Below are 26,477 nucleotides of genomic sequence, written 5' to 3'. Positions count from 1 at the left end.
ACAATGACTCAGAACGAGAACCTCGTCGCACTGTCCGAAGCCGGCGTATCCGTCTGGCTGGACGACCTGTCCCGCGAGCGCATCAAGTCGGGAAACCTGAAGCAGCTCATCGACACGAAGAGCGTCGTCGGAGTGACGACCAACCCGTCGATCTTCCAGGCGGCCCTGAGCAAGGGCGAGGCCTACGACGAGCAGGTCACCAAGCTCGCCGGTGAGGGCGCCGACGTCGAAGCGACCATCCGCACGGTCACCACCGACGACGTACGCGATGCCTGCGACATCTTCGCCCCGGTCTACGAGTCGACTGCAGGCGTCGACGGCCGCGTGTCGATCGAGGTCGATCCCCGACTCGCCCACGACACCGACAAGACGGTGGCTCAGGCGATCGAACTCTGGAAGATCGTCGACCGCCCGAACCTGCTCATCAAGATCCCCGCCACCGAGGCCGGCATTCCGGCCATCGCCAAGGTGATCGGTGAGGGCATCAGCGTCAACGTCACGCTGATCTTCTCGGTCGAGCGGTACGAGCTGGTCATGGGTGCGTACCTTGAGGGCCTGGAGAAGGCCCGCGCGGCCGGTCACGACGTGTCGAACATCCACTCGGTGGCGTCGTTCTTCGTCTCGCGCGTCGACACCGAGATCGACAAGCGTCTCGACGCGATCGGCACGCCCGAGGCCGTCGAGCTCAAAGGCAAAGCCGCACTGGCGAATGCACGTCTCGCGTACGTCGCGTACCAGCAGGTGTTCGAGGTCGGCCCTCGGTTCCACGAACTGGCCGGCAGCGGCGCTCGCCCGCAGCGTCCGCTCTGGGCGTCGACCGGTGTGAAGGATCCGAACCTGCCCGACACGCTCTACGTCACCGAGCTGGTCTCGCCCAACACCGTGAACACGATGCCCGAGAAGACGATGGACGCGGTCGCGGACCACGGCGAGATCACCGGCGACACCGTCACCGGCAAGGGCCCCGAGTCGCAGGAGATCTTCGACAAGATCTCGGCGCTCGGTATCGACCTGACCGACGTGTTCCTCGTCCTCGAGAACGAGGGTGTCGAGAAGTTCGAGGCAGCGTGGAACGAGCTCCTCGAGGCGACCGATGAGCAGCTCAAAGCGTCGAGCAAGAGCTGACCGATGACCACGACGGGTGACGCCACCTGGGTCAATCCGCTTCGTGACAACCGAGACAAACGTCTCCCGAGGATCGCCGGGCCCTGCAGCCTGGTGATCTTCGGTGTCACCGGCGACCTGGCCCGCAAGAAGCTGATGCCGGCCGTGTACGACCTCGCGAATCGCGGCTTGCTTCCACCCGGGTTCGCCCTCATCGGGTTCGCCCGTCGTGACTGGACCGATCAGGATTTCGCGACCGTCGTGCACGACGCCGTGCGCCAGCACGCACGAACACCGTTCAGCGAAAGCGTCTGGGACCGCCTCGCCGAGGGAATTCGCTTCGTACGCGGCACCTTCGACGACGCGGAGGCGTTCGACACGCTCGCCACGACCCTGGCGAGTCTCGACGTCGAACGCGGCACCGGCGGCAATCACGCGTTCTACCTGTCGATTCCGCCCAGTGCGTTTCCCGTTGTGCTGGAACAGTTGTCGACCTCGGGTCTCGCCAGCGGAGACAGCGACGACCAGTGGCGACGAGTGGTCATCGAGAAGCCGTTCGGGCACGACCTGCAGAGCGCCAAGGAGCTCAACGAGGTCGTGAACCGAGTTTTCCCCGAGGACAGGGTCTTTCGTATCGACCACTACCTCGGCAAGGAGACGGTGCAGAACCTGCTGGCGTTGCGATTCGCGAACCAGCTGTTCGACCCGATCTGGAACGCGCACTACGTCGACCACGTTCAGATCACCATGGCCGAAGACATCGGCCTGGCCGGGCGCGCCGGGTATTACGACGGCATCGGCGCCGCGCGTGACGTGATCCAGAACCATCTGCTGCAGCTCCTTGCCATAACGGCGATGGAGGAGCCGGTGAGCTTCAGCCCGTCGGAGCTGCAGACGGAGAAGATCAAGGTCCTCTCCGCCACCAAGCTGGCCGAGCCCTTTGCCGAAACCGCCGCCCGCGGGCAGTACACCTCGGGATGGCAGGGCAGCCAGAAGGTGACGGGGCTCAAGGAGGAGGAGGGGTTCGACACCGCGTCGAACACCGAGACCTACGCCGCCATCACCCTCGAGGTCGACACCCGAAGGTGGGGCGGGGTTCCGTTCTACCTGCGGACCGGAAAGTCGTTGGGGCGCCGCGTGACCGAGATCGCCGTGATCTTCAAGCGGGCACCGCATCTGCCGTTCGACGCCACGATGACCGAAGAACTCGGACAGAACGCACTCGTCATCCGCGTGCAGCCCGACGAGGGCGTCACGCTGCGCTTCGGATCCAAGGTTCCCGGGTCGTCGATGCAGGTGCGCGACGTGTCGATGGACTTCAGCTACGGGCAGGCCTTCACCGAGTCCTCCCCCGAGGCCTACGAACGCCTCATCCTCGACGTTCTGCTGGGCGAGCCCTCGCTGTTCCCCGTCAACGCCGAGGTGGAGTTGTCGTGGAAGATTCTCGATCCGATTCTCGAGTACTGGGCGTCGGGCGGTGAGGCGGACCCGTACGAGGCCGGCTCGTGGGGCCCGGACTCGGCGAACGAGATGATGGAACGCACCGGCCGTGAATGGAGAAGACCGTGATCGTCGATCTGCCGTCCACCACCACCGGCGCCGTGTCGAAGAAGCTCATGGAGCTTCGTGAGACGGGCGGTGCGGTCACCCTCGGGCGCGTATTGACCCTCGTGGTGATGACGCGTGACTCCGCGGGCGCCGAGAGGGCGATCCAGGCCGCGAACGAGGCCAGCCGCGAGCACCCGTGCCGGGTGATCGTGCTGGCGCTGGACAGCCGGGACTCCGAACCAAAGCTCGACGCCCAGATCCGCGTCGGCGGGGACGCCGGCGCGTCGGAGGTCGTGGTTCTGCGCATGTACGGCGAAATGGCCGAGCACGAGGAGAGCGTCCTGATGCCCTTCTTGCTGCCGGACACACCCGTCGTCGCGTGGTGGCCCGACAACGCTCCCCCGGTCCCCTCGAAGGATCCGGTGGGCCGTCTCGCCATCCGGCGCATCACCGACGCCACGAACGCGGCCGATCCGAAGGCAGCGATCGCCAGCCGCCTCGATTCGTACTCCGAGGGCGACAGCGATCTGGCTTGGAGCCGCATCACGTACTGGCGGGCGCTGCTGACCAGCGCTCTCGATCAGCACGCGTTCGATCCTGTCGTGTCCGTCGTCGTGTCGGGCCTGCGCGAGGAGCCGGCACTGGACATTCTGGCCGGGTGGCTCGCCGCGCGATTGAACGTGCCGGTGGTGCGCAAGGTCGGTGACCTGTTCGTCGAGATGACGATGGAGAACAGTTCGGTCTCCATCGCACGACCGCAGACCGGAACGACGGCCACCCTGGTGCGCACCGGTCAGCCCGACAGCCGAGTGACATTGGGACGCCGCGAGACTCGCGACTGCCTGGCGGAGGAACTGCGTCGTCTCGACCGTGACGAAATCTACGAGGAAGCCCTCGCGGGCTTGGCAAAGGTGACATATGAGTGAGCCGACCATCCACCGCTTCCCGGATGCGGCGGCACTGTCGTCCGCGGCGGCGGCGGCGTTCGTCGACGTCGTCGTGGCGGCGCAGAAGGAACGTGGAACCGCATCGGTGGTGCTGACCGGAGGCGGCACGGGCATCGCCACCCTGAAGGCCCTGAAGGCCGACAGCGGTGACATCGACTGGTCGGCGGTTCACGTGTTCTTCGGCGACGAGCGGTTCCTGCCCGAAGGTGACGGTGAACGCAACTACGTGCAGGCGCGTGACGCGCTCCTCGACCACGTGCCGGTCGACGCGGACAACGTGCACGTGATGGCACCGTCCGACGGTCCGCTGGGAGACGACATCGACCTCGCGGCCGCGACCTACCTGCAGACCATCGCGGCGTTCGCGCAGCCGAGCGGCGAACCCACCTTCGACATCCACCTGCTGGGGATGGGCGGGGAGGGACACATCAATTCGCTGTTCCCCCACACCGACGCCGTACGCGAAAGCGAACGACTCGTCATCGCCGTCACCGACTCCCCCAAGCCCCCGCCGCGCCGAATCACGCTGACGTTGCCCGCAGTTCGCCGGGCACGCCAGGTGTGGTTCCTCGTGGCAGGTGAGGAGAAGGCGGAAGCGGCGGCCGCCGCGATCAACGGTGCCTCGGCCGAGGACTACCCGTCGGCCGGCGCGAAGGGCATCGACGAGACCGTGTGGTTCCTGGACGAGAAGGCAGCGGCAGGCCTCGACGCGTCCTGACGGACTCTATGATCGGCGTCCGTCGTCGGGCGGGCCGTCCGTTCGCGTTCCGTGGTCGCCGGCGCGGTGCCTGCATCCAGGCGGACGACTACGCAGGACGGCCCCGCGGTGAGTCCTGGGGACGCCGGATCGCCACGCCGTGCCGGTGTCGTCACATCGCTTCATACCCACTATGACGCACCTGTGTGGCCGGCGGTTCCGTAAGTCGATTACAGCTGGAGTGTGAGCAGCGCTCCGCGCTCGGTTCCCACCGTCAGCCGATCGGTGTCGGGGACGACGGCCACCGACGTGATCGGCTCACCCGAGAACACCGAGCACGTCGCGCCCGTCAGCGGGTCGAGGCGGACGAGCCGACCGAGCGTCGTGCTCACGTACACTTCCGACGCGGTCACGACGGCGAGATCGTCGGGGATCAACGGTACGGCCGTGCCCGCCCACTGCATTCGTCCCACGACGGACGAACGTCCAGGGTCGGCCATGAGCACCCTGAGTACCGTGCCCGACAGGCTTTCGGCGACGGTCACCAACAGCGAATCGCCGTCCACCGCAATGCCGTTCATGCCGAAACCATCCACGCCTCGACCGACGTCGAACGGGTGCGGAGCCGCCTGCGTCCAGGCGTCGTCACGTCCACCGTTCGAGTCCAGCCGGACCAGCCCGAGTCGTGAATCGGCCACGTAGACCGATCCGTCCAGACCGATTGCAATTCCGTTCGGCATGCCCAACCCCTCGGCGAACAGGCGAGGAGTCGGCTCGGGGGCGGCCGGGTCGAATGCGACCACGTACCCCGTGAGCCGAGGTGAGACGAGATTGACCGCGGACGCCCCCGACACCGCGTACATCGTCCCGTCCGGACCCTGACGGACCGATCCCGGCGACGGCAACGAGAAAGCCCCTGTGAGGCGCCCAGCGCTGTCGTAGCGCTCGATCGCACCGGCCAACGTGCGCGACACCCACAGGTTCCCCGCGGTGTCGTACGTCGCGTTCTCCGCCCAGTCGCGCACGGGCACAGCCGGTTCCACCGTGTCCACCACTCGCGCCTGCACGCAACCGGGCACGTCGGCCTGCGCGGAACTCACTCCCACCGAAGTCAGCAGGAGTGATACCGCGGCGGTCGCGAACAGCCGGCGGCCCACTACCCGCTGTTCCTCAGCGCTGTCGCCAGGCCGTTCATTGTCAGCAGAATTCCCCGCTTGACCTGTTCGCGATCGTCACCGGCACGCAACTGCCGAAGTAGTTCCACCTGAAGGTGATTGAGCGGCTCGAGGTACGGGAAGCGGTTGAACACCGACCGCGCCAGAGCCGGGTTGTCGTCGAGCAGACCGTCGTACCCGGTGATCGCGAGGTACATCTTGACCGTCTTCGCGTGCTCGGTGCTGATCATCCCGAACACGTGCTCGCGCAGCGTCTGATCCGGGACGAGTTCGGCGTACCGGGCCGCGAGCCCCAGATCGGACTTCGCCATGACCTGAGCCATGTTGGACAGCACGGTGCGGAAGAACGGCCACTTCTCGTTCAGTTCGGACAGCTTGGCCAACTTGTCCGCGTCGCCGCCGACCCACTCCTCGAATGCGGTTCCGACGCCGTACCACCCCGGCAGCATGACCCGCGACTGACTCCACGACATCACCCACGGGATGGCGCGCAGGTCGTACACCGAATTTGTCGGCTTGCGCGACGCCGGTCGGCTACCGATGTTCAGCTCACCGATTTCCGCCACCGGGGTGGACATGCGGAAGTAGTCGACGAAGCCCGGGGTCTCGTGAACCAGTGCACTGTAGGCGTCGCGGGCGCGAGCGGCGAGATCGTCGAGAATCTCGTATGCGGGCTCGGCGTCGTCTCCGAGGCCCTCGACGTCGAGCAGGGTGCTCTCGATGGTCGCGGCCAACAGGGTTTCGAGGTTGCGTCGAGCCAGGCGCGGTTCCGCATATTTGGCCGCGATGACCTCGCCCTGCTCGGTGATGCGGAGTGATCCGGTGACAGCACCGGTCGGTTGCGCCAGGATGGCGTCGTAGCTCGGGCCGCCGCCGCGACCGACGGTGCCGCCGCGACCGTGGAAGAGCCGCAAGCGAATTCCGGCTTCGCGGGCAGCGTCGATCAGGTCCAGCTCGGCCCGGTAGAGCGCCCAGTTGGCCGCGAGGTAACCGCCGTCCTTGTTGGAGTCGGAGTACCCGAGCATGACCTCCTGGTTCATGCCGCGTGAGCTCACCAGCGCGCGGTAGACGGGCACCTTCATGGTCGCGAGCAGAGTGGACGCGCCGTTCTTCAGGTCGTCGATCGTCTCGAACAGCGGCACCACGCCGACCTCGGACGTGGGTCCGTCGCCGGACCCGGGATCGAGGATGCCTGCTTCCTTGAGCAGCACCGCGGCTTCGAGCATGTCGCTGACCGAGGTGCACATGCTGATGATGTAGTTCGGAATCGCGCCGCCGCCGAAGGTGCGCACCACGTCCGCGGCCGACGTGACGATCGCCAGCTCCTTGGTGGTGAGTTCGCTGAACTCGGCGCGGGCGCTGATCAGCGGTCGGCGCGTCTCCAGCTCGGCGGCCAGAATGGCAACCCGCTCGTCCTCGGGCAGGGACGCGTAGTCCGGATGCACCCCGGCCCACGCCAGAAGCTCGGCGACGACCTGCTCGTGCACCTCGGAGTTCTGACGCAGATCCAGCCCGGACAGGTGGAACCCGAACGTCTCGATGGAGTACCGCAGTGTCGCCAACCGGTCGTCCGCCAACACGTCGTCGGTGATCGCCCGCAGTGAGGCGTCGATCAGATCGAGATCGCTGAGGACTTCCTGGGGCGAGGAGTACGGCTCGAGTGTCGAGTCGAGCCCGTGGTCGGGCACGACGTCGAGCACCTTCTGCGCCGTGGCGGTCAACCGGCCGCGAATGCCGCGCAGCGCCTGCCGATAGGGCTCGTCCGCACGGAAGACGGAGTCGTCGCCGGCGGCGGCCGCAAGGTCGGCGAGCTCGGGGCTCACCGTCACCAGTCGTGCGGACATCGAGAGCTCGTTCTCGAGGTGCACCAGCTGCTCGAGGTAGTGCGCGAACGCGACCTGTGCGGCGCGGTTGCTGGCCTGATGCACCACTTCGCCGGTGACGAACGGGTTGCCGTCGCGGTCGCCGCCGATCCAGGATCCGGGCCGCAGCATCGGCTTCGGCAGCAGGTTCGCACCGGGCCAGCGGCTGCGCAGAGCGTCCCGCAGCTCGGTGTTGACCTTGGGAATGACGTCGAAGAGCGACATCTGGTAGTACCGCAGGCCCACTTCGATCTCGTCCTGAATGCGCAGGCGCGACAGGCGAATCAGGGCGGTCTGCCAGAGCGTCAGGATCTGGCGGTGGATCTTCTTGTCCGTCTCGGCGAGCTCGTCCGGATCGAGTTCGGTCCGCTCGCGGAAACGCATCAGATCGGTGATGCGAGTCTGTGTTTCGAAGATGGTGCGCCGACGGGTCTCGGTGGGGTGGGCCGTGATGACGGGTGAGACGAGGGCGTCACGAAGAAGGTCTTCGACGACGGCTGGATCGAGTTGCGCCGCATCGAGTTTGGCGTAGGTGGACGCCAGCGAGCTGTCCTGCGGCGGCTCGCCCGCCTTGACGTGCACGGCGCGGCGACGCTCGCGGTGAATGTCTTCGGCGAGGTTGGCGAGCAAGGAGAAGTGACTGAAGGCTCTGATGACGGGAATCGCGGTGGCGATGTCGATGCCGTCGAACATCTTGGACAGCTCGGCGCGGTCGATTTCGCTGCGGCGTACGCGGAAGGATTCGACGCGAGCCTTCTCCACCAGAGCGAAGACGTCCTCGCCCTCGTGATCGCGGACGATTTCGCCGAGGATGCCCCCCAGCAGTCGAATGTCTTCACGCAATGGCTCGGTTGCCGGCAAGCCGGGATCAACTGCTGTCATGCGCTCAGTATCGCCGCCCCGGGCGGGCAGCGCAGCCCGAGTAATCTACGGGGTCAAGCGAACTTGATCTCGAGGCCGATTCCGAGGATGGCGATGAGCCAGACGATGGCCGTGAAGACGGTGACACGATCGAGGTTCTTCTCGACGACACTCGATCCGGAGAGGCTGGACTGGACGCCACCGCCGAAGAGGCTGGACAGGCCGCCGCCCTTACCGCGGTGCAGCAGCACGAAGACGAGCAGCGCGACGCTGGTGACGATCAGCAGGATGTCCAGAAATGTATCCACGAGCGTAAATCCTACAGGTACGCCCCGCGCGCAGATCACTCTGCACACGGGGCGTCCTGTGGAACAGACGGGTCAGGGAAGAGGCCCACCGGCGGCGATGGCCGACAGCGTGGCGAACTCGTCCGCCTTCAGCGACGCGCCGCCCACGAGGGCGCCGTCCACGTCGGTCTGACCTACGATCTCGCCGACGTTCTTGGCACTGACCGATCCGCCGTAGAGAACGCGCACCGCGGCGGCCACGTCCACGTTGGACAGCGACACAAGCTCCTGGCGGATGGCGCCACAGACCTCCTGCGCGTCCGATGCACTGGCCACGCGGCCCGTTCCGATGGCCCACACCGGTTCGTAGGCGACGACGACCTTGCCGATGTCCTCCGCCGACAGCCCGGCCAGGGAACCGCGCAGCTGCTCGACGTTGTAGTCGACGTGCGTTCCGGCCTCGCGGATGTCGAGGCCCTCACCGATGCAGACGATCGGAGTCAGCCCGTGTTTCAGCGCAGCCTTCGTCTTCGCCAAGACGGTCTCGTTGTCCTCGCCGTGATTCGTGCGCCGCTCCGAGTGGCCGACGATCACGTAGGTGCACCCCAGCTTGGCGAGAAACGCACCGCTGATCTCACCGGTGTAGGCACCCGAATCATGGACCGACAGATCCTGGCCACCGTAGGTGAGCAGCAGCTTGTCGCCCTCGATCAGAGTCTGGACGCTACGAATGTCGGTGAACGGTGGGATGACGGCGACGTCGACCTTCTCGAAGTACTTCGCCGGCAACGAGAATGCGATCTTCTGCACCAGAGCGATGGCCTCGAGGTGCGTGAGGTTCATCTTCCAGTTGCCCGCGATGAGCGGTTTGCGTGCCACGCGTCAGTCCTCCAATACCGAAAGTCCGGGGAGCTCTTTGCCTTCGAGGTATTCGAGTGAGGCACCGCCGCCGGTCGAGATGTGCGAGAAGCCGTCGTCCGGCAACCCGAGAGCACGCACCGCCGCCGCGGAGTCACCGCCACCGACGACGCTGAACGCGCCTTTGGCCGTGGCGCCCACGATGGCCTCGGCGAGGCCCTTCGTGCCCGCCGCGAACTTCTCGAACTCGAACACGCCCGCCGGGCCGTTCCAGAACACGGTCTTGGCGTTGCCCAGGACGGCGGCGAAACGCTCCACCGACTTCGGGCCGATGTCCAACCCCATCCAGTCGTCCGGGATCTCGGACGCCGGAACGACCTTGGACTCGGCATCGGGGGCGAACTTGTCCGCGATGACGACGTCCACCGGGAGATGGATGACGTCGGCGTACTTGTCCAGCAGTCCCTTGGTGACCTCGATCTGGTCTTCCTGCAGCAAGGACGTGCCGACCGAATAGCCTTGTGCGGCAAGGAACGTGTACGCCATGCCGCCGCCGATCACCAGGGTGTCGACCTTCGGTGCGAGCGCCTCGATGACGCCGATCTTGTCGGAGACCTTCGAGCCGCCCAGCACCACGGCATACGGACGCTTCGGATCCTCGGTCAGCGTGGCCAGCACGTCGACCTCGGTGGCGACCAGCGTGCCCGCGTAGTGCGGGAGCAGCGCGGCGACGTCGTAGACCGACGCCTGCTTGCGATGGACCACACCGAAACCGTCGGAGACGAAGGCCGCGTCCTCGCCCGCGAGGGCGACGAGTTCACGGGCGAGGGCGGCGCGCTCGGCGTCGTCCTTGCTCGTCTCTCGCGGATCGAACCGAATGTTCTCCAGAAGGAGCACGTCGCCGTCGGTCAGGCCTTCGGCTCGCGCCTCGGCGTCCTGACCGACCACATCGCCCGCCAACTGCACGTGACGACCGAGCAACTCACCGAGCTTCGCCGCGACCGGCGCCAGCGAGTACTGCGGATCCGGTGCGCCCTTCGGGCGACCGAGGTGCGCGGTGATGATGACCTTGGCACCGGCGCCCACCAGCGCACTCAGGGTGGGCAAGGACGCCTCGATACGGCCGGGGTCGGTGATCTTGCCGTCTTCGAGCGGAACGTTGAAGTCGGACCGAACGAGGACACCTCGGCCGGAGACTCCTGCGTCGAGAAGCTCTTGAAGGTTCTTCACGCCAGCGCCCTAGAGCGACTTGCCGACGAGATCGATGAGGTCGGCGAGGCGGTTGGAGTAGCCCCACTCGTTGTCGTACCAGGAGACGACCTTGACCTGATCCTCGATGACCTTGGTGAGCGGCGCGTCGAAGATGGACGAGTGCGGGTCGGTGACGATGTCCGAGGACACGATGGGGTCGGTGCTGTACTTCAGGATGCCCTTCAGGGGTCCTTCCGCAGCGGCCTTCATCGCGGCGTTGATCTCGTCCACGGAGCCGGACTTGCGAACGTTGACCGTGAGGTCGGTGACCGAGCCGGTGGGGATCGGCACGCGCAGTGCGTATCCGTCGAGCTTCCCGAGCAGCTGCGGGAGCACCAGGCCGATGGCCTTGGCGGCGCCCGTGCCGGTGGGCACCACGTTCAGAGCGGCGGCGCGGGCGCGACGCAGATCCGAGTGCGGGCCATCCTGCAGGTTCTGGTCCTGGGTGTAGGCGTGGACGGTCGTCATGAGGCCCTTGACGATGCCGAACTCGTCGTCGAGCACCTTGGCGATGGGGCCGAGGCAGTTGGTGGTGCACGAGGCGTTGGAGATGATGTTCTGGCTGCCGTCGTACTTGTCGTCGTTGACGCCCATCACGATCGTGATGTCCTCGCCCTTGGCCGGGGCGGAGATGATGACCTTCTTGGCGCCGGCATCGATGTGCCCCTGCGCCTTTGCCGCGTCGGTGAAGATGCCGGTGGACTCGACAACGACGTCGACACCCAGGTCGCCCCAGGGAAGCGCCGACGGTCCCTCACGGAGCGAGAGTGCCTTGATCTTGGAGTCACCGACGACGATGGTGTCGTCACCCTCGAGGCTGACGTCGTACGGGAGCCTGCCGAGGATGGAGTCGTACTTGAGGAGATGCGCGAGCGTCGCGTTGTCCGTCAGGTCGTTGACCGCGACGATCTCGATGTCGGTGGTTCCGAGCGCCTTCTGCGCATCGACTGCTCTGAAGAAATTGCGCCCGATACGACCGAAGCCGTTCACGCCTACCCGAACCGTCACTGTTCGCTCCCTATGTATGTGGCTGATCTTCTTGCTTTTGCGTGACTCACCCTAGTGCTCCGCGCGTTCCGTCGTGCAGTTGCAGACCGTGGGCGTCACGCCTCGTCCAACAACTCGGCGGTCACGGCGGACTCTGTGTCGGGGATTCCGGTGTCCTTCGCCTTGCGGTCGGCCATCGACAGCAACCGCCGGATACGGCCTGCCACTGCATCTTTGGTCATCGGCGGGTCGGCCAGCTGACCGAGCTCCTCGAGCGAGGCCTGCCGATGCTCGACGCGAAGATGACCTGCGGCCGCGAGATGGTCGGGCACGTCCTCCCCCAGAATCTGCAACGCGCGTTCCACCCGCGCAGCAGCCGCGACGGCGGCACGCGCGGAGCGTCGGAGATTTGCGTCGTCGAAGTTGGCGAGGCGGTTGGCCGTCGCGCGCACTTCGCGGCGCATGCGACGCTCTTCCCAGGTGAGCCGGGTGTCCTGGGCGCCCATCTTCGTCAGCAGAGCGCCGATGGCCTCACCGTCGCGGACGACGACCCGGTCCGCCCCGCGGACCTCGCGGGCCTTGGCGGTGACTCCCAGCCGACGCGCTGCGCCGACGAGGGCGAGCGCGGCTTCCGGACCGGGGCAGCTGATCTCGAGTGCCGACGACCGGCCCGGTTCGGTCAACGATCCGTGCGCGAGGAACGCACCGCGCCACGCGGCTTCGGCGTCGGCGACGGTGCCGCCGACGACCTGGGCCGGTAATCCGCGTACCGGTCGACCACGCACGTCGAGCAGACCGGTCTGGCGTGCCAGGGCTTCACCGTCCTTGGCCACCCGCACCAGGTACCTCGACGTCTTGCGCAGTCCGCCGGCACTGAGCACGTGCACCTCGGCGTTGTAACCGAACAACTCGAAGATCTCCCGTCGCAGTCGACGGGCGATGGACCCCTGATCCACCTCGGCCTCGACGACCACGCGGCCGGCGACGATGTGCAGACCTCCGGCGAAGCGCAGAAGCGCCGACACCTCGGCCTTGCGACAGCTGACCTGAGTGATCGTCAACCGGCTCAATTCGTCCTTGACATCGGCTGTCATGGCCACGAAGAGCGTTCCTTCCTACTGATGTCCATCAAGTGGTCGTCTCGGCTGGGTCGACCCTCGCCGCACAAGCGGCTCAGGACGCGGCCCAGCTTGTCCACGTCGTGAACGTTGGCTCGCGCGCTCGCGACGTCGTCGTACACCACGGCCCCGCCGAACAGGGCGGCCGCACGTGCGACGTGCTCGCGCTCGCTCCCCTCCGGCACCGACGCCGAGTCCACGAGAACGTCGTCGACCTCGAAAGCAGGTGCGTGTTGGGACAGTACGTGCAGATGTCGTTCCGCGGAGAATCCGGTGGTCTCCCCCACCTCCGGCGCCAGGTTGAGCACCAGCACCTTCCGCGCCGCGGTGGTCCGCAACGCATGGAGCAACTCCGGAACCAGGACGTGTGGCAGCACGCTGGAAAACCACGACCCCGGTCCCAGGACCACCATGTCGGCTCGCTCGATCGCGGCGATGGCCTCGGGCCGGGCCGGCGGATCGGCGGGCAGCAGGCGCACCCGGCGCACCTTGCCGGGGGTGGTGGCGACCGCGACCTGCCCACGAATGACCCGGCTCACGCGCGGGTCGGACTCGAGCCCCACAACGTCGGCTTCGATGTCCAGAGCGATGGGCGACATCGGGAGCACGCGGCCCTCGAGCCGCAGCAGATGCGCCACCTCGTCGAGCGCGGACACGGTGTCGCCCAGTACCTCGGTGACACCGGCGAGGAGCAGATTCCCCACCGAATGTCCCGCCAGTGCTCCGTTGCCACCGAAACGGTGTTGGAGCACCTCGGCCCACATCTGGCTGCGCTCGTCCGGTCCGGCCAACGCGGCGAGGGCCATCCTCAGGTCACCGGGAGGGATCATGCCGAGTTCGGTGCGCAGGCGGCCGGAGGAACCACCGTCGTCGGCGACCGTGACCACCGCGGTGACCGAGGAGGTGAACGTCCGGAGCGCACTCAATGTGGCGTAGAGCCCATGACCACCACCCAGCGCTACGACATCCGGGGCTACTACGTTCGGGGCCGCCACGACATCTGCAGGGGTCATTCCCGACCCAGATCTCGGTGCACGACGCGTACCGACACCCCGCTGTCCGCCCCGAGGCGTGCGGCCAGCTCCTCGGTGGTCGCGACACTGCGATGCTTGCCGCCGGTGCATCCGACGGCAATGGTCATGTAGCGCTTGCCCTCCCGCCGATAGCCGGACAGCGTCAGCTGGACGAGCTGGTAGTACAGATCGAGATACTCCTGCGCGCCGGGCTGGGAGAGCACGTAGTCACGCACCGGAGCATCCTGTCCCGTCGACGCGCGCAGTTCCGGTATCCAATGCGGGTTGGGCAGAAAGCGCATGTCGCACACCGCATCCGCGTCGAGCGGAAGTCCGTACTTGAACCCGAACGATTCGACGGTGATGGCGATGGTCTCGGACCGCTCGTTCGCGAAGGCGCTCTCGATCTTGTCGCGCAAACCGTGCACCGACAGGGTGCTCGTGTCGATGACCAGATCTGCTGCCGCCTTGACCGACGACAGCTGCGACCTTTCGTCGGCGATGCCTTCGGTGAGGGTGCCGTCCACTCCGTAGTTCTGGAGCGGGTGACTGCGCCGAACCGATTCGAAGCGCCGAACCAACACGTCGTCGGAGGCGTCGAGGAACAACACGCGTGGGCGGACCCCCGCCCCGGCCAGGTCCTTCAGCAGGGTCGCGACGTCGCCGTTGAAGAGCCGACTGCGGACGTCGACGACCAGCGCGAGCCGATCGATGCCGGGCGTGCTGGTGCGGCCGATCTCGATCATGCGGGTGATCAGTTCCGGCGGCATGTTGTCGGCGACGTACCACCCCAGATCCTCGAGGACCTTGCCCGCGGTCCCGAGCCCGGCACCGGACAGACCGGTGACCAGTGCAACCTCGATCTCGGTGTTCTCGGCGGGGTTCTCGCCGACTCGTTCCTGCTGGTCGTTCACTCGGCCGGTTGTCCTGTTCGTGGAGACGTACTCGCGGTCGGTGGAAGTGCTGACCCATCATCCCCCACACGCGCCGTCGATGCGTCGGCATCGTCCGGTTCGGGCGAATCGGGCTGCTCGACCCCCAGTGCGCTCAGCACCGATCGCGCCGTGGTCTCGCCGATCCCGGGCACTTCGACGATCTCGCCGACCGTCGCCTGCTTCAGTTTGGCCACGGACCCGAAGTGAGCCACCAGCGCGGCTCGACGCGCCTCACCGAGGCCCTTGACGGAGTCCAGCGCCGACGCCGTCATGCGCTTGCTGCGCTTGCTGCGGTGGAACGTGATGGCGAAACGGTGCGCCTCGTCGCGGACCCTCTGCAGCAGAAACAGCGACTCGCTGGTGCGCGGGAGGATCACGGGGTCGGACTCCCCCGGAACCCATACCTCCTCGAGACGTTTGGCGAGTCCGACGACGGCCACGTCCGTGACACCGAGCTCGTCGAGCACCTCCGCGGCGGCGGCAACCTGCGGCGCTCCGCCGTCGACCACGAACAGGTTCGGCGGGTACGCGAACCGCCGCGGTCGCCCGGTCTGCGGATCGAGAGAGGCCTCGGGCGAGAGATCGCCGCCGGAGTCCTTGCCGTGGCGCAGGAAGCGGCGCCGGGTGACCTCCGCGATGCTGGCGACGTCGTCGGAGTGACCGTCGCCCGCTGCCTCCTTGATGGCGTAGTGCCGGTAATCGCTCTTGCGCGGCAAGCCGTCCTCGAACACGACGAGGGATGCCACCACATCGGTGCCCTGGACGTGCGAGATATCGATGCACTCGATACGCAAGGGCGCGGTATCCAGGTCCAGCGCTTCCTGAATGCCTTGCAGCGCAGCCGATCTGGACGTGAAGTCACCGGCGCGCTTGAGCTTGTGCTGCTGCAGCGATTCCATGGCGTTGCGCTGCACGGTTTCCGCGAGGGCACGCTTGTCCCCTCGCTGCGGCACGCGGAGTGCAACCGACGATCCGCGCAGGGTGCTGAGCCACGTCTGCACCTGATCGGCGTTGGGCGGCAGCACCGGCACCAGCACCTCACGCGGAACTGCGTTGGTGGCACCCTCGGCGGTCTGCGCCGACAGCGACGCCTGCTCACCGTAGAACTGAGTCAGGAACTGTTCGACCAGCGCAGGCAGGTCCGACTTGTCGTCGGTTGTCTGGGCGTCGACTGTCTGGGCGTCGACTGTCTGTGCATCGACCACGTCACCGGCCTTCTCGATGACCCATCCTCGTTGCCCGCGCACCCGGCCACCTCGCACGTGGAACACCTGAACAGCGGCTTCGAGCTCGTCGGTCGCGAACGCCACGAGATCGGCGTCGGTACCGTCGCCCAGAACCACGGCCTGCTTCTCCAGCGCCCGCTTGAGCGCGCCGACGTCGTCGCGCATGCGTGCGGCCATCTCGAAGTCGAGGTCCTCCGACGCCTTCTGCATCCGGCTTTCGAGCTGACGGACCAGCTTGTCCGTCTTGCCGGACAGGAAGTCGCAGAAGTCCTCGACGGTCTGCCGGTGTTCCTGCGCGGTGACCCGGCCCACACACGGTGCGGAGCATTTGTCGATGTAGCCCAGAAGGCAGGGACGCCCGATCTGGTTGTGGCGCTTGAACACTCCGGCCGAGCAGGTTCGAGCGGGGAACACGCGCAGCAACAGATCGAGGGTCTCGCGGATCGCCCAGGCGTGCGCGTACGGACCGAAGTAGCGCACACCTTTGCGCCTCGGCCCGCGGTAGACGAACAGCCGCGGGAACTCCTCGTTCATGGTGACCGCGAGCATGGGGTAGCTCTTGTCGTCGCGATACCGGACGTTGAACCGCGGATCGAACTCCTTGATCCAGTTGTACTCGAGCTGAAGAGCCTCGACTTCGGTGGTGACGACGGTCCACTCCACCGAGGCCGCGGTGGTGACCATCTGCCGGGTACGTGGGTGCAGAGACGAGATGTCCGCGAAGTACGAATTGAGCCGACTGCGCAGGCTTTTGGCCTTGCCGACGTAGATCACGCGTCCGTGCGGGTCACGAAATTTGTACACCCCCGGCTCCACCGGAATGCTTCCGGTGGCGGGGCGATACGAGGAAGGATCGGACACCCACCCAGGCTAGTCGTCCGGTGTGACAGCGACGCCGGGTGCCGGTTCGGTGCGGTATCGCCGCAGCTCGCGGCTCTGCCCGAGATGAACGGTTTCGAGCCCCGGATCCGCGGGCGCTCGGTAGCGTTCGCAGTGTGAAACGGACCCTCACCTACGCCGGAGTCGTCCTTCTCCTCGCCGGCTCCGCGGCCTGCTCGTCGAACGAGGTGGACACTTCGAACACTTGCGTCCCCGGCGGCGGCGGGACACCGGTGACCCAGTCGAGCGCACCCGGCGCGGCCGGCGGCGACATCTCCACGAACCCCGAGATCGCCACCGGCTATCGCACCGGCATGACCGCGGTGTCCACCTCGACGTATGCGGTGTCGACCGCCAACCCCGTGTCCACGCAGGCGGCGTGCGAGGTGTTGCGCGACGGCGGAACCGCGGCCGACGCGTTGGTGGCGGCCCAGATGGTGCTCGGTCTCGTCGAACCACAGTCGTCGGGCATCGGCGGCGGCGCCTTCCTGCTCTACTACGACGCGAAGAGCCGCGATGTCCAGGCCTACGACGGGCGCGAGACGGCGCCCGCATCGGCCACCGAGAACTATCTCCGGTACATCGACGACGCGAACCGCACCGCTCCCCTGCCCGCTGCTCGCGCGAGCGGACGATCGATCGGGGTGCCCGGCGTACTGCGCCTGCTCGAAGCAGCCCAGGGCGAGCACGGCAACAAGAAGTGGGACAGCCTCTTCGCGCCCGCTGTCGAACTCGCCGACAACGGGTTCGCGATCAGTCCTCGGATGGCGCAGTCCATTTCGGACTCCGCGGCGGATCTGGCGAAGGATCCGGAGGCGAGCGCCTACTTCCTCGAACCCGACGGCTCCCCCAGAACCGCCGGCACCCAGCTCACCAATCCGGCGATGGCGAAGACCCTCGGCACGATCGCGAGCGACGGCGCCGACGCCTTCTACACCGGCGACATCGCCCGCTCGATCGTCGACGCCACCGCGGACACCACCGGTGGCCGCACGCCCGGACAGATCACGATGGACGACTTGGCGAACTACCAAGCCAAGACGCGCACCGCCGTCTGCACTCCGTACCGTGATCACGACATCTGCGGGATGCCCGGTCCGTCGTCCGGCGGCATCGCCGTCGCGTCCACGATGGGCATACTCTCCAATTTCGACCTCGGGCAATACGCGCCCACCGATCTCGACGCGGACGGCGGGCGCCCCACCGCCGAGGGTGTGCACCTGATCTCCGAGGCCGAACGCCTCGCCTACGCGGACCGCGACAAGTACGTCGCCGACCCCGATTTCGTTCCGCTGCCCGGCGACTCACCCGACCGGCTGCTGGACCCGCAGTACCTGACCGAGCGATCGAAGCTGATCGATCCCGGACGCTCCATGGGAACCGCGCAGCCCGGCGACTTCGGCCCCGTCCCGCTCGGCAGTTACGACGGCCCCGAGCACGGAACGTCGCACATGACGGTGGCCGACAGCTACGGCAACGTCGCCTCGATGACCACGACGGTCGAGTCGGCGTTCGGGTCGTTCCACATGACCGACGGGTTCGTCCTCAACAACCAGCTGACCGACTTCGCGACCGAGCCGGCCGACAAGGACGGAATTCCCGTCGCCAACCGGGTCGCGCCGGGCAAGCGGCCGCGCAGTTCGATGGCCCCCACCTTGGTCTTCGACCGACAGGCCGACGGCTCGCTCGGCGATCTGCGGCTGGCGACCGGCTCGCCCGGCGGGTCGGTGATCATCCAGTTCGTGGTGAAAAACCTCGTGGGCGTGCTCGACTGGGGCCTCGATCCGCAGCAGGCGGTGTCGATGGTGGATTTCGGCGCCGCGAACACGCCCGCGACCAACGTGGGCGGCGAGCACCCGAACATCGACGCCGCCGACGACGGGGCGGCCGATCCCTTGGTCACCGCGCTGCGCGCGATGGGCCACCAGGTGTCCGTCGCCGATCAGTCGAGCGGTTCGTCGATGCTGCTGCGCACGGACACCGGCTGGATCGGCGGCGCCGATCCGCGCCGCGAGGGTGTGGTGATGGGCGACGCCCGCTAGTCGGACGCCGGCTCGTTACTCGGCGACGCTGGATCCGTATTTGCGTTCCAGCGCCCGGAACTTACGGGCGGCTGCCACCGCGTACTCGCGGTCGTTGGCCTGGATCGCCATCACCGGAATGTATTCGTCGTCGGGAATCTCGATACGCGCCCACGAGGCCCCGGGCGGGAACGACAGGCTGTTGACCAGATCCCACTCCACGAACTTCTCGCTCACCAGATTGCGAACGAGGACGCCCTTCGCGCCCACGCGCACTCTCGGCCGGGTCAGCAGCAGCACGCCGCCGCCCAGACCGCAGCCGATGAGGAAGATGGCGAACTGATCGACACGCTGGAAATACACGCCGGTCGAGCCCGTGCGCAACGCGATGCCGAGCGACAGGTGGACCAGGATCAGCAGCGCCGCAACGGCTATCGCGTATCTCGACGACTTACGAGGACGGGCTTCGAGCTCCCACTCGGGTACGTCGGTGGCGTTCTCGGTCATCTGAACGACCCTTCCGTCCACGGCTCGCGCAGGTGCTTGAGTGTGAGTGCGGTGTCGATGGCGGCCGCGCACGCCTGCGCGCCCTTGTCCTCCGTCGACCCCGGCAGACCGGACCGGTCGAGCGCCTGCTGTTCGTCGTTCACGGTCAGCACGCCGTTGGTGACGGGCGTGGACTCGTCGAGGGACACCCGCGTCAGACCTGCGGTGACCGCGTCGCACACGTACTCGAAATGCGGTGTGCCGCCGCGGATCACGACTCCGAGCGCCACGACGGCGTCGTGTGTGCGCGCGAGTTGCTGTGCCACGACCGGCAATTCGATGGCTCCCGCCACCCGCACGACGGTGAGGTCCGTGATGCCGGCTTCGGCCGCCTTGCGCTTGGCGCCCTCGAGGAGTGCGGTGCTGACCTTCTCGTGCCATTGCCCCGCGACGATGGCCAGCGTGAGGTCGGTGGCTCCGGCGAGTTGGAGCTGCGGTTCTCCGGCGCCGCTCATCGCGGCCCACCGGCGTCGAGGGTGGACCCGAACTCGTCGAGACCGACCAGGTCGTGGCCCATGCGATCACGCTTCGTGCGCAGGTACGTCAGGTTTTCCGCGTTGGCGCGCAGCGGCATCGGTACCCGGTCGGTGATGTGTAGGCCGTACCCGTCGAGGCCGACGCGCTTGGCCGGGTTGTTGGTGAGCAGCCGCATCGACGAGATACCCAGGTCCACCAGAATCTGCGCACCGATGCCGTAGTCGCGAGCGTCGGCGGGGAGGCCGAGCTGCAGGTTGGCGTCCACGGTGTCGGATCCGGCGTCCTGCAGCTGGTACGCCTGCAGCTTGTGCAGAAGGCCGATGCCGCGACCTTCGTGACCGCGCATGTAGAGCACCACGCCGCGGTCTTCGCGGGCCACCATGTCCAGCGCCGCGTCGAGCTGCGGTCCGCAGTCGCACCGCAGGGAGCCGAAGACGTCACCGGTCAGGCACTCCGAGTGGACGCGAACGAGGACGTCGCTACCGTCGCCGTCCGGTCCGGGAATGTCGCCGCGCACCAGCGCCACGTGCTCGACCTCGTCGTAAATGCTCTGGTAGCCGACCGCGCGGAAGACGCCGTGCGCGGTGGGGATGCGCGCCTCCGCGATCCGGACGACGTGCTTCTCGTGCTTGCGGCGCCACGCGATCAGGTCGGCGATCGAGACGAGCGCCAGATCGTGCTCGTCGGCGAACACGCGCAGCTCGTCCGCGTGCGCCATCTCGCCTTCGTCCTTCTGGCTGACGATCTCGCAGATCACGCCGGCAGGGCGCAGGTCCGCCATTCGCGCGAGGTCCACCGCCGCTTCGGTGTGACCCGGCCGACGCAGGACGCCGCCTTCCTTGGCGCGGAGCGGGACGACATGGCCGGGCCGGGTGAAGTCGTTGGCCCCGGTGTTCGGGTCGGCGAGCAGACGCATCGTCGCAGCGCGATCCGACGCCGAGATGCCGGTGCCGATTCCGACGCGAGCGTCGACGGTGACCGTGTAGGCGGTGCCGTGCTTGTCCTGGTTCGTGGCGTACATCGGCGGCAGACCGAGGCGATCGCAGTCCTCGCCGGCCAACGGGACACAAAGGTAGCCCGAGGTGTAGCGCACCATGAAGGCGACCAGCTCCGGTGTGGCCTTCTCGGCGGCGAAGATCAGATCGCCCTCGTTCTCGCGATCCTCGTCGTCCACCACGACAACCGCCTTACCGGCGGCGATGTCGGCGATGGCGCGTTCGATCGTGTCCAATCTGGTCACGCGTTGCGCTCCCCACGTTCGCTACTCGCAGAGCCGAGTAGATCGTTTCCTCCAGCGTACGACCTCACGGGCGGGCGTTCTGCAACCGCTCGACGTACTTGGCGATGATGTCGACCTCGAGATTGACCGGCGTCCCGGGCTCGGCGCCGCCCAGAGTCGTGAGGTCGAGAGTCGTCGGGATCAGCGAAATCTCGAAGAATTCGTCACCCGTGGTGCCGCCGAGCGCGGAGACGGTGAGGGACACCCCGTCCACCGTGATCGAGCCCTTCTCCACCACATAGCGAGAGATGCTGTCGGGCAGCGAGATTCGCACGACAGTCCAGTGCTCGGACGGTGTTCGGGAGATCACGTGACCCGTACCGTCCACGTGTCCCTGCACGATGTGCCCGCCGAGTCGGCTGTTGACCGCCGCGGCGCGTTCGAGGTTGACCGCGCTTCCCACCGCAAGGTTCTGCAGGCTCGAGCGGTTCAGCGTTTCCTGCATCACATCTGCCGTGAACGATCCGTCGACCACGTCGACGACGGTCAGGCACACCCCGTTCACCGCGATCGAGTCCCCGTGCGACGCGTCGGACGTCACCAGCGGGCCCTGCACGGTGAACCGTGCGGCGTCGCCCAGCTCTTCCTTGGCCACCACGTGACCGAGTTCTTCGACTATTCCGGTGAACACACTCAGCTCCTCGTCAGCGGTCGGGCGTCAGGCTGATCAGCGTATCCGGACCGAACGTACGCACCGATTCTCGGCGGAACCGCAACGCATCGGCGATCGTTCCCACCCCGGCCTCCGCCGAGACCACAGGGCCAGCGCCGAGAATCACGGGTGCGATGTACGCGGTCACGCGGTCGACGAGGCCGGCGGCCAGAAACGACCCCACCACCGTCGGCCCGCCCTCGAGCACCACGTCGCCGAGATCGCTCAGCGCATCGAGCACCGCGTGCGGGTCGTGGGAGCGGACCATCCTCGTCTCGGCCGACCCGTCGAGAATGCGGGCGGTGGGCGCGATCGCGCGATGCCCGACGACGACGCGGACCGGTTGGCGCGGGGCGAGCGAGCCGTCGGGCAGTCGGGCGGTGAGCCACGGGTCGTCGGCGAAAACCGTGCCGGTTCCCACGATCACGGCGTCGATCTTGGCGCGCTCGGCGTGCACGTGCGCGCGGGCCTCCGGGCCGGTGATCCACCGACTGGTTCCGTCCGCGGCCGCGATCCGTCCGTCCAGCGACGCCGCGTACTTCCAGGTGACATGGGGTCGCCCGGTGCGCTGCCGGTGGAGCCAGGCGCGCAGCGGACCGGCCGACACGAGGTCGGTGTCGACGCCCGCGGTGACCGTGATCCCGGCTGATTCGAGCGCCTGCGCCCCGCCGGACGCGACGGGGTTCGGGTCGGTGACGGCGAACACCACGGAGGACACGCCGGCCTCGATCAGCGCTCGCGTGCAGGGGCCGGTGCGGCCCGTGTGATTGCACGGCTCCAACGTGACCACGGCCGTGCCGCCGCGTGCGAAGTCTCCCGCCGCGCGCAGCGCGTTGACCTCGGCGTGCGGGCCCCCGGCCGGTGACGTGTGCCCGACGCCGACGACGTCTCCGACCGCGTTCAGAATCACCGCTCCCACGGGTGGGTTGGGTGTGGAACTGCCGCGTGCGTTCTCCGACGCCTCGACGGCCAGCCGCATCGCTGCCGCGACATCGAGCGCCATGTGGGCTCAGGCCAGGGTGAGGTGCGGGGAGGCCGCGGCGGCCGCGGCACGCAGCGACGCCACCGCGGCGGCCGGGTCCTCGGTGTTGTAGACGGCCGACCCGGCTACGAAACAGTCGACGCCGGCCTCGGCTGCGGCGGTGATCGTGTCGGCGTTGATGCCGCCGTCGATCTCGACGAGCAGGTTCAGCTCACCCGAGTCCACCAACCGACGGACCGCACGCGCCTTGCTCAGCACGGCCTCGATGAAGCTCTGCCCGCCGAAGCCCGGCTCGACGCTCATCACCAGAAGAGTGTCGAAGTTCTTCAGAATCTCGAGATATGGCTCGATCGGGGTGTCCGGCTTGATGGACAGTCCCGCGCGAGCCCCGGCCGCACGAATGTCCTTCGCCACGGCGACGGGATCGTCGGTGGCCTCGGCGTGGAACGTGACGTTGTGGGCGCCCGCTTCGGCGTACGGCGGGGCCCAGCGGCCCGGATCGTCGATCATCAGATGGCAGTCGAGCGGGATGTCCGTCGCGGTCAGAAGCGACTGCACGACGGGCAGCCCCAGGGTCAGATTGGGAACGAAGTGCGCGTCCATGACGTCGACGTGCAGCCATTCGGACCCGTGCACGGCCGCCGCTTCGTCGGCGAGGCGGGAGAAGTCAGCGGACAGTATCGAGGGGGCGATCATCGGTTGGGCCACGAGCGGTCAGCCTAGTAGGTCCTGGTCCACCCCTCCGAGAGCGTCCGAGATGTCGTCGGCGAGTTGGGCCTGTCCGAGGTCGGTGGGGTGGTCGCCGTCCTCCTGGATCAGCGCCGGGTCTGCGAGCCAGTGCAGCGGCAGAGGGTCGACGTAGCTCAGCTTCGCCGCCTCCGCAGCGGATTTCACCGCGTCGCCCACCGCGGTGAGTTCGGGCGGCGGGTCGCCGACGCTCCAGATGGGGCCGATGACCACCACGCGCGCGGACGGAGCTTCGAGCTCGAGCCGGCGGTAGAGATCCGACGCGGCGACGCCCACATCGCCGGGGTCCGCGTCGACGTCGTTCTCGCTTCCGACGACGAGCACGACGTCCACGGGGTGCGCGACCACTGCGTCCACCTGGTCGGCGAAAGTTCCCAGGATGCCCTCACCGGCGACGTAGCCGGCTCCGCCCTGGCTGGCGTTCTCGAGATCCCATCCGTAACGATCGGCCAGCACCTCGGGCCAGATCACGTCGTTGTCGGAGCCGGAGGAGAACGAGTCCCCGATGACCGCGACCGCGGTCTGAGCGGGCGGCGACACCACGTTCACCGGAGCGGTGGACGGCGGCGGGTCAGTGGAACAGGCGGACAAAGTGACGACGAGGAGGCAGCACGCCGCCGCCCGCCTGATGTCCATCAGTCAGTTGTACCTGCCGTCGCCGGCACTCGCAGCGCCGCCATGAACATGGCGTCGGTGCCCTGGCGGTGCGGCCACAGCTGTACGTGCGGGCCCGGACCGAGATCGGGAACGCCCGGCACCAGCTCTCGGGTGTCGAGTGGTTCGACGCCGTGGCGGCGAACGGCGTCGGCCACCACCCCCACGGTCTCGGACAGGTGCGGCGAGCACGTCGAATACAGGACCACACCACCCGGGCGCACCAGACTCACTGCGGCAGCGAGCAATTCGCGCTGCAGCTTCACGAGCGCAGCCACGTCCGACGGCTGTCTGCGCCACCGCGCTTCGGGTCGCCGGCGCAGCGCTCCCAGGCCGGTGCATGGAGCGTCGATCAGAATTCGGTCGTAGCCGGGCGTGAGGCCCGACTCGCGGCCGTCGACGACGTGGACGTCCACGGGCAGATCGCGTGCGGTTTTGCGGACCAGTTCCGCTCGATGCTCGGCAGGTTCCACCGCGTCCACTCGGAAGCCGTCGATGGCCGCCAGCGCTCCGAGCAGGGCGGCTTTCCCGCCGGGTCCGGCGCAGAGGTCGAGCCACCGCCCACCGTCCGGGCCGTCGAGAGGAGCCGCCGTCAGCGCGCGCGCCACCAGTTGGCTGCCCTCGTCCTGCACGGCGGCGAGACCGTCGCGGACGGCGTCCAGACGGCCGGGATCGCCTCCGTCGAGGTACACCGCGTAGGGCGAGAACCGGCCCACCTCTCCCCCGGTGACCAGAGCCAGTTCTTCCGCCGAGATCTCTCCCGGCCGCGCCACCAGATGGACGGCGGGCCGGGCGTCGTCGGCGATCAGCGCGTCCTCGAGTTCGGCGGCGTGCGCACCGAGGGAATCGGAGAACGCCTGAGCGATCCACGCCGGATGTGCGTGCGCGAACGCCAGGTGCCCCACCGGGTCCTTCTCGGCGGGTGGGGCGAGCATGGCGGTCCACTCGTCGGCACTGCGTTCGGAGACGCGCCGAAGCACCGCGTTGACGAAACCCGCCTGACCCGGCCCGAATTCACTGCGCACCAGATCGACGGAGGTGGCGACGGCGGCGTGCGGGGCGACCCTGGTTCGGAGCAACTGGTAGGCCCCGAGACGCAACACGTCCAGCAGCGGTCCGTCGATCTCGGACGTGTCGCGGCCGGCGGCATGGGCGATCACCGGGTCGAGCACACCGCGTGCGCGTGAGGTCCCGTAGGCGAGCTCGGTGGCCAACGCGCTGTCGCGGGCGTCGAGTCGACGCTCCCGCAGCAGGCCCGGCAGGACCAGGTTCGCGTACGCCTCTCGCTCGCGCACCGCCCGCAGGACGTCCCGCGCGGCCAGTCGCGCCGGATCCAGAGCCGCCTCGGACGGATTGGGCCGCGACGGCTGCTTCGGGCGAGTGTTGCCGCGCGTGTTCGGGCGGCCCCCGCCTCGACGTCCGGGCGAACTGCCCGCCTTCTTCTCGCTCATCGCGCCACCACCGATCCTTCGAGCCGTGCACCGCGGGCCCAGTCGTTTGCCGCCATCGGCTTCTTTCCGGGAGGTTGGACCGTACCGAGTTCGACTGCGCTGCTTGCCGTTCCGATCAGAACGGACTTGCGACGAACCTCGACCGCCCCCGCGGGGAGAACCTCGTCCGTGACCGTCACCGGACCGAGTTTGATGCGGACGTCACCGATCTCCGTCCACGCGCCAGGTGCCGGGGTGACGGAGCGAATCAGCCGGTCGATGGCGACGGCGGGAGCCGACCAGTCCACGTGTGCCGACTCGGTGGTGACCTTCGGCGCCATCGACACGCCGTCGGTGCTCTGCGGAACTGCGGTGACCGTTCCGTCCTCGATGGCGTCGAGAGTCGATACGAGAAGCCTCGCTCCCCCCTCGGCGAGGCGGCCGAGCAGCGAACCGGCGGTGTCGTCGGACCGCACTCGCTCCGTCATCACGCCGAACACAGGACCGGTGTCCATCCCGTCGTCGAGCAGGAAGGTCGACGCGCCGGTCACCTCGTCTCCCGCGGCGATCGCCGCCTGCACGGGCGCGGCCCCGCGCCACGCCGGCAACAACGAGAAGTGCAGATTGACCCACCCGAACCGGGGAACGTCGAGAACCGATCGGCGCAGCAGCGAGCCGTACGCCACGACCGGGCAGCAGTCGGGCGCCAGATCGGTGAGCTCGGTCAGGAATGCGGGGTCCGACGCCTTGGCGGGCGCCAGAACCGGAATCGCGTGTTCGTCCGCCAGCTCGGCCACGGGCGAGCGGGTCGCCTTGCGGCCACGGCCGGATACGGTGTCGGGCCGGCTCACCACGGCGACCACGTCGTGCCGCGGTGATGCGATCAACGCGGCGAGAGACGGCAGAGCGGGTTCCGGCGTGCCGGCGAACACGATGCGCAC

General features: G+C 67.7%; 24 protein-coding genes. 5 read left to right on the top strand and 19 right to left on the bottom strand.

Features of this window, described 5'->3' with window-relative positions; all coding sequences use genetic code 11:
• Positions 1 to 3: 3 nt before the first annotated feature.
• Genes tal through pgl form a run of 4 tightly spaced genes read left to right on the top strand, consistent with a single transcriptional unit; the run spans position 4 to position 4,317 of the window.
• A complete protein-coding gene (tal, locus tag AC59JP_RS05535; RefSeq protein ID WP_497324608.1) occupies positions 4 to 1,125 on the top strand; it encodes a transaldolase in 1,122 nt (373 codons plus the stop codon).
• A gap of 3 nt (positions 1,126 to 1,128) precedes the next feature.
• Complete coding sequence (gene zwf, locus AC59JP_RS05530) at positions 1,129 to 2,673, top strand: glucose-6-phosphate dehydrogenase (RefSeq protein WP_497324607.1); 1,545 nt, start codon at positions 1,129 to 1,131, stop codon at positions 2,671 to 2,673.
• A complete protein-coding gene (gene opcA / locus AC59JP_RS05525; RefSeq protein ID WP_497324606.1) occupies positions 2,670 to 3,578 on the top strand; it encodes a glucose-6-phosphate dehydrogenase assembly protein OpcA in 909 nt (302 codons plus the stop codon). Before zwf ends, opcA begins: the two co-directional genes overlap by 4 nt.
• Positions 3,571 to 4,317, top strand: coding sequence for a 6-phosphogluconolactonase (pgl, locus tag AC59JP_RS05520; RefSeq protein ID WP_497324605.1), 747 nt, complete (start codon positions 3,571 to 3,573; stop codon positions 4,315 to 4,317). The genes opcA and pgl overlap by 8 nt, the downstream gene beginning before the upstream one ends.
• Before the next feature lie 209 nt (positions 4,318 to 4,526).
• On the opposite strand, the gene AC59JP_RS05515 is transcribed toward pgl, so the two are convergent.
• From AC59JP_RS05515 to uvrC, 10 genes are all read right to left on the bottom strand, one after another.
• On the bottom strand, positions 4,527 to 5,396 hold the full coding sequence (locus AC59JP_RS05515) for an SMP-30/gluconolactonase/LRE family protein (RefSeq protein WP_497324604.1): 870 nt from the start codon (positions 5,394 to 5,396) through the stop codon (positions 4,527 to 4,529).
• Between the two features lie 56 nt (positions 5,397 to 5,452).
• Positions 5,453 to 8,215, bottom strand: a complete 2,763-nt coding sequence (gene ppc, locus AC59JP_RS05510) for a phosphoenolpyruvate carboxylase (protein ID WP_497324603.1) — start codon at positions 8,213 to 8,215, stop codon at positions 5,453 to 5,455.
• Between the two features lie 53 nt (positions 8,216 to 8,268).
• The gene (secG, locus tag AC59JP_RS05505) at positions 8,269 to 8,502 is read right to left on the bottom strand and encodes a preprotein translocase subunit SecG (RefSeq protein ID WP_497324602.1); all 234 of its coding nucleotides are present in this window, start codon (positions 8,500 to 8,502) and stop codon (positions 8,269 to 8,271) included.
• Positions 8,503 to 8,574: 72 nt separating this feature from the next.
• Entirely contained in the window at positions 8,575 to 9,360 is a 786-nt protein-coding gene (gene tpiA, locus AC59JP_RS05500; RefSeq protein WP_497324601.1) for a triose-phosphate isomerase, read from the bottom strand.
• A 3-nt stretch (positions 9,361 to 9,363) separates the two neighbouring features.
• Complete coding sequence (locus tag AC59JP_RS05495) at positions 9,364 to 10,569, bottom strand: phosphoglycerate kinase (protein WP_497324600.1); 1,206 nt, start codon at positions 10,567 to 10,569, stop codon at positions 9,364 to 9,366.
• 9 nt (positions 10,570 to 10,578) lie between these two features.
• The gene (gene gap / locus AC59JP_RS05490) at positions 10,579 to 11,598 is read right to left on the bottom strand and encodes a type I glyceraldehyde-3-phosphate dehydrogenase (RefSeq protein WP_497324599.1); all 1,020 of its coding nucleotides are present in this window, start codon (positions 11,596 to 11,598) and stop codon (positions 10,579 to 10,581) included.
• 95 nt (positions 11,599 to 11,693) lie between these two features.
• Positions 11,694 to 12,671, bottom strand: coding sequence for a DNA-binding protein WhiA (whiA, locus tag AC59JP_RS05485; RefSeq protein ID WP_497324598.1), 978 nt, complete (start codon positions 12,669 to 12,671; stop codon positions 11,694 to 11,696).
• Complete coding sequence (locus tag AC59JP_RS05480) at positions 12,668 to 13,708, bottom strand: gluconeogenesis factor YvcK family protein (protein ID WP_497324597.1); 1,041 nt, start codon at positions 13,706 to 13,708, stop codon at positions 12,668 to 12,670. The genes whiA and AC59JP_RS05480 overlap by 4 nt, the downstream gene beginning before the upstream one ends.
• Positions 13,705 to 14,622 (bottom strand): RNase adapter RapZ, encoded by a 918-nt coding sequence (gene rapZ, locus AC59JP_RS05475; protein ID WP_497324596.1) that lies wholly within the window; start codon positions 14,620 to 14,622, stop codon positions 13,705 to 13,707. The genes AC59JP_RS05480 and rapZ overlap by 4 nt, the downstream gene beginning before the upstream one ends.
• Positions 14,619 to 16,730 carry an excinuclease ABC subunit UvrC gene (gene uvrC / locus AC59JP_RS05470; RefSeq protein WP_497324595.1) on the bottom strand — a complete coding sequence of 704 codons (2,112 nt, stop codon included), beginning with the start codon at positions 16,728 to 16,730 and terminating at the stop codon, positions 14,619 to 14,621. Before uvrC ends, rapZ begins: the two co-directional genes overlap by 4 nt.
• Positions 16,731 to 16,864: 134 nt before the next feature.
• On the opposite strand from uvrC, the gene AC59JP_RS05465 reads away from it, so the two are divergent.
• On the top strand, positions 16,865 to 18,790 hold the full coding sequence (locus AC59JP_RS05465; RefSeq protein WP_497324594.1) for a gamma-glutamyltransferase family protein: 1,926 nt from the start codon (positions 16,865 to 16,867) through the stop codon (positions 18,788 to 18,790).
• A gap of 15 nt (positions 18,791 to 18,805) precedes the next feature.
• Here the strand turns inward: AC59JP_RS05465 and AC59JP_RS05460 are convergent, their stop codons facing one another.
• From AC59JP_RS05460 to fmt, 9 genes are all read right to left on the bottom strand, one after another.
• Complete coding sequence (locus AC59JP_RS05460) at positions 18,806 to 19,276, bottom strand: PH domain-containing protein (protein WP_497324593.1); 471 nt, start codon at positions 19,274 to 19,276, stop codon at positions 18,806 to 18,808.
• Positions 19,273 to 19,770, bottom strand: a complete 498-nt coding sequence (ribH, locus tag AC59JP_RS05455; protein WP_497324592.1) for a 6,7-dimethyl-8-ribityllumazine synthase — start codon at positions 19,768 to 19,770, stop codon at positions 19,273 to 19,275. Before ribH ends, AC59JP_RS05460 begins: the two co-directional genes overlap by 4 nt.
• On the bottom strand, positions 19,767 to 21,032 hold the full coding sequence (locus AC59JP_RS05450; RefSeq protein WP_497324591.1) for a bifunctional 3,4-dihydroxy-2-butanone-4-phosphate synthase/GTP cyclohydrolase II: 1,266 nt from the start codon (positions 21,030 to 21,032) through the stop codon (positions 19,767 to 19,769). The genes ribH and AC59JP_RS05450 overlap by 4 nt, the downstream gene beginning before the upstream one ends.
• A 64-nt stretch (positions 21,033 to 21,096) precedes the next feature.
• Positions 21,097 to 21,702 (bottom strand): riboflavin synthase, encoded by a 606-nt coding sequence (locus AC59JP_RS05445; protein WP_497324590.1) that lies wholly within the window; start codon positions 21,700 to 21,702, stop codon positions 21,097 to 21,099.
• Positions 21,703 to 21,715: 13 nt separating this feature from the next.
• Positions 21,716 to 22,726, bottom strand: a complete 1,011-nt coding sequence (gene ribD, locus AC59JP_RS05440; RefSeq protein WP_497324589.1) for a bifunctional diaminohydroxyphosphoribosylaminopyrimidine deaminase/5-amino-6-(5-phosphoribosylamino)uracil reductase RibD — start codon at positions 22,724 to 22,726, stop codon at positions 21,716 to 21,718.
• A gap of 6 nt (positions 22,727 to 22,732) precedes the next feature.
• The gene (rpe, locus tag AC59JP_RS05435) at positions 22,733 to 23,413 is read right to left on the bottom strand and encodes a ribulose-phosphate 3-epimerase (RefSeq protein WP_497324588.1); all 681 of its coding nucleotides are present in this window, start codon (positions 23,411 to 23,413) and stop codon (positions 22,733 to 22,735) included.
• A 6-nt stretch (positions 23,414 to 23,419) separates the two neighbouring features.
• On the bottom strand, positions 23,420 to 24,088 hold the full coding sequence (locus AC59JP_RS05430; protein WP_497324587.1) for an SGNH/GDSL hydrolase family protein: 669 nt from the start codon (positions 24,086 to 24,088) through the stop codon (positions 23,420 to 23,422).
• Positions 24,088 to 25,557 (bottom strand): RsmB/NOP family class I SAM-dependent RNA methyltransferase, encoded by a 1,470-nt coding sequence (locus AC59JP_RS05425; protein ID WP_497324586.1) that lies wholly within the window; start codon positions 25,555 to 25,557, stop codon positions 24,088 to 24,090. The genes AC59JP_RS05430 and AC59JP_RS05425 overlap by 1 nt, the downstream gene beginning before the upstream one ends.
• Complete coding sequence (gene fmt, locus AC59JP_RS05420) at positions 25,554 to 26,477, bottom strand: methionyl-tRNA formyltransferase (RefSeq protein ID WP_497324585.1); 924 nt, start codon at positions 26,475 to 26,477, stop codon at positions 25,554 to 25,556. The genes AC59JP_RS05425 and fmt overlap by 4 nt, the downstream gene beginning before the upstream one ends.

It is taken from the genome of Rhodococcus sp. 320_ES (assembly GCF_059691855.1).
This window is presented reverse-complemented; position numbering and strand designations above follow the sequence as displayed.

Coding starts and splice junctions, on each gene's coding strand:
- ppc (WP_497324603.1), bottom strand. CDS start 8,215: ATGACAGCAGTTGATCCCGGCTTGCCGGCAACCGAGCCATTGCGTGAA.
- AC59JP_RS05460 (WP_497324593.1), bottom strand. CDS start 19,276: ATGACCGAGAACGCCACCGACGTACCCGAGTGGGAGCTCGAAGCCCGT.
- zwf (WP_497324607.1), top strand. CDS start 1,129: ATGACCACGACGGGTGACGCCACCTGGGTCAATCCGCTTCGTGACAAC.
- whiA (WP_497324598.1), bottom strand. CDS start 12,671: ATGACAGCCGATGTCAAGGACGAATTGAGCCGGTTGACGATCACTCAG.
- pgl (WP_497324605.1), top strand. CDS start 3,571: ATGAGTGAGCCGACCATCCACCGCTTCCCGGATGCGGCGGCACTGTCG.
- AC59JP_RS05480 (WP_497324597.1), bottom strand. CDS start 13,708: ATGACCCCTGCAGATGTCGTGGCGGCCCCGAACGTAGTAGCCCCGGAT.
- AC59JP_RS05430 (WP_497324587.1), bottom strand. CDS start 24,088: ATGGACATCAGGCGGGCGGCGGCGTGCTGCCTCCTCGTCGTCACTTTG.
- tal (WP_497324608.1), top strand. CDS start 4: ATGACTCAGAACGAGAACCTCGTCGCACTGTCCGAAGCCGGCGTATCC.
- ribH (WP_497324592.1), bottom strand. CDS start 19,770: ATGAGCGGCGCCGGAGAACCGCAGCTCCAACTCGCCGGAGCCACCGAC.
- AC59JP_RS05425 (WP_497324586.1), bottom strand. CDS start 25,557: ATGAGCGAGAAGAAGGCGGGCAGTTCGCCCGGACGTCGAGGCGGGGGC.
- ribD (WP_497324589.1), bottom strand. CDS start 22,726: ATGGCGCTCGATGTCGCGGCAGCGATGCGGCTGGCCGTCGAGGCGTCG.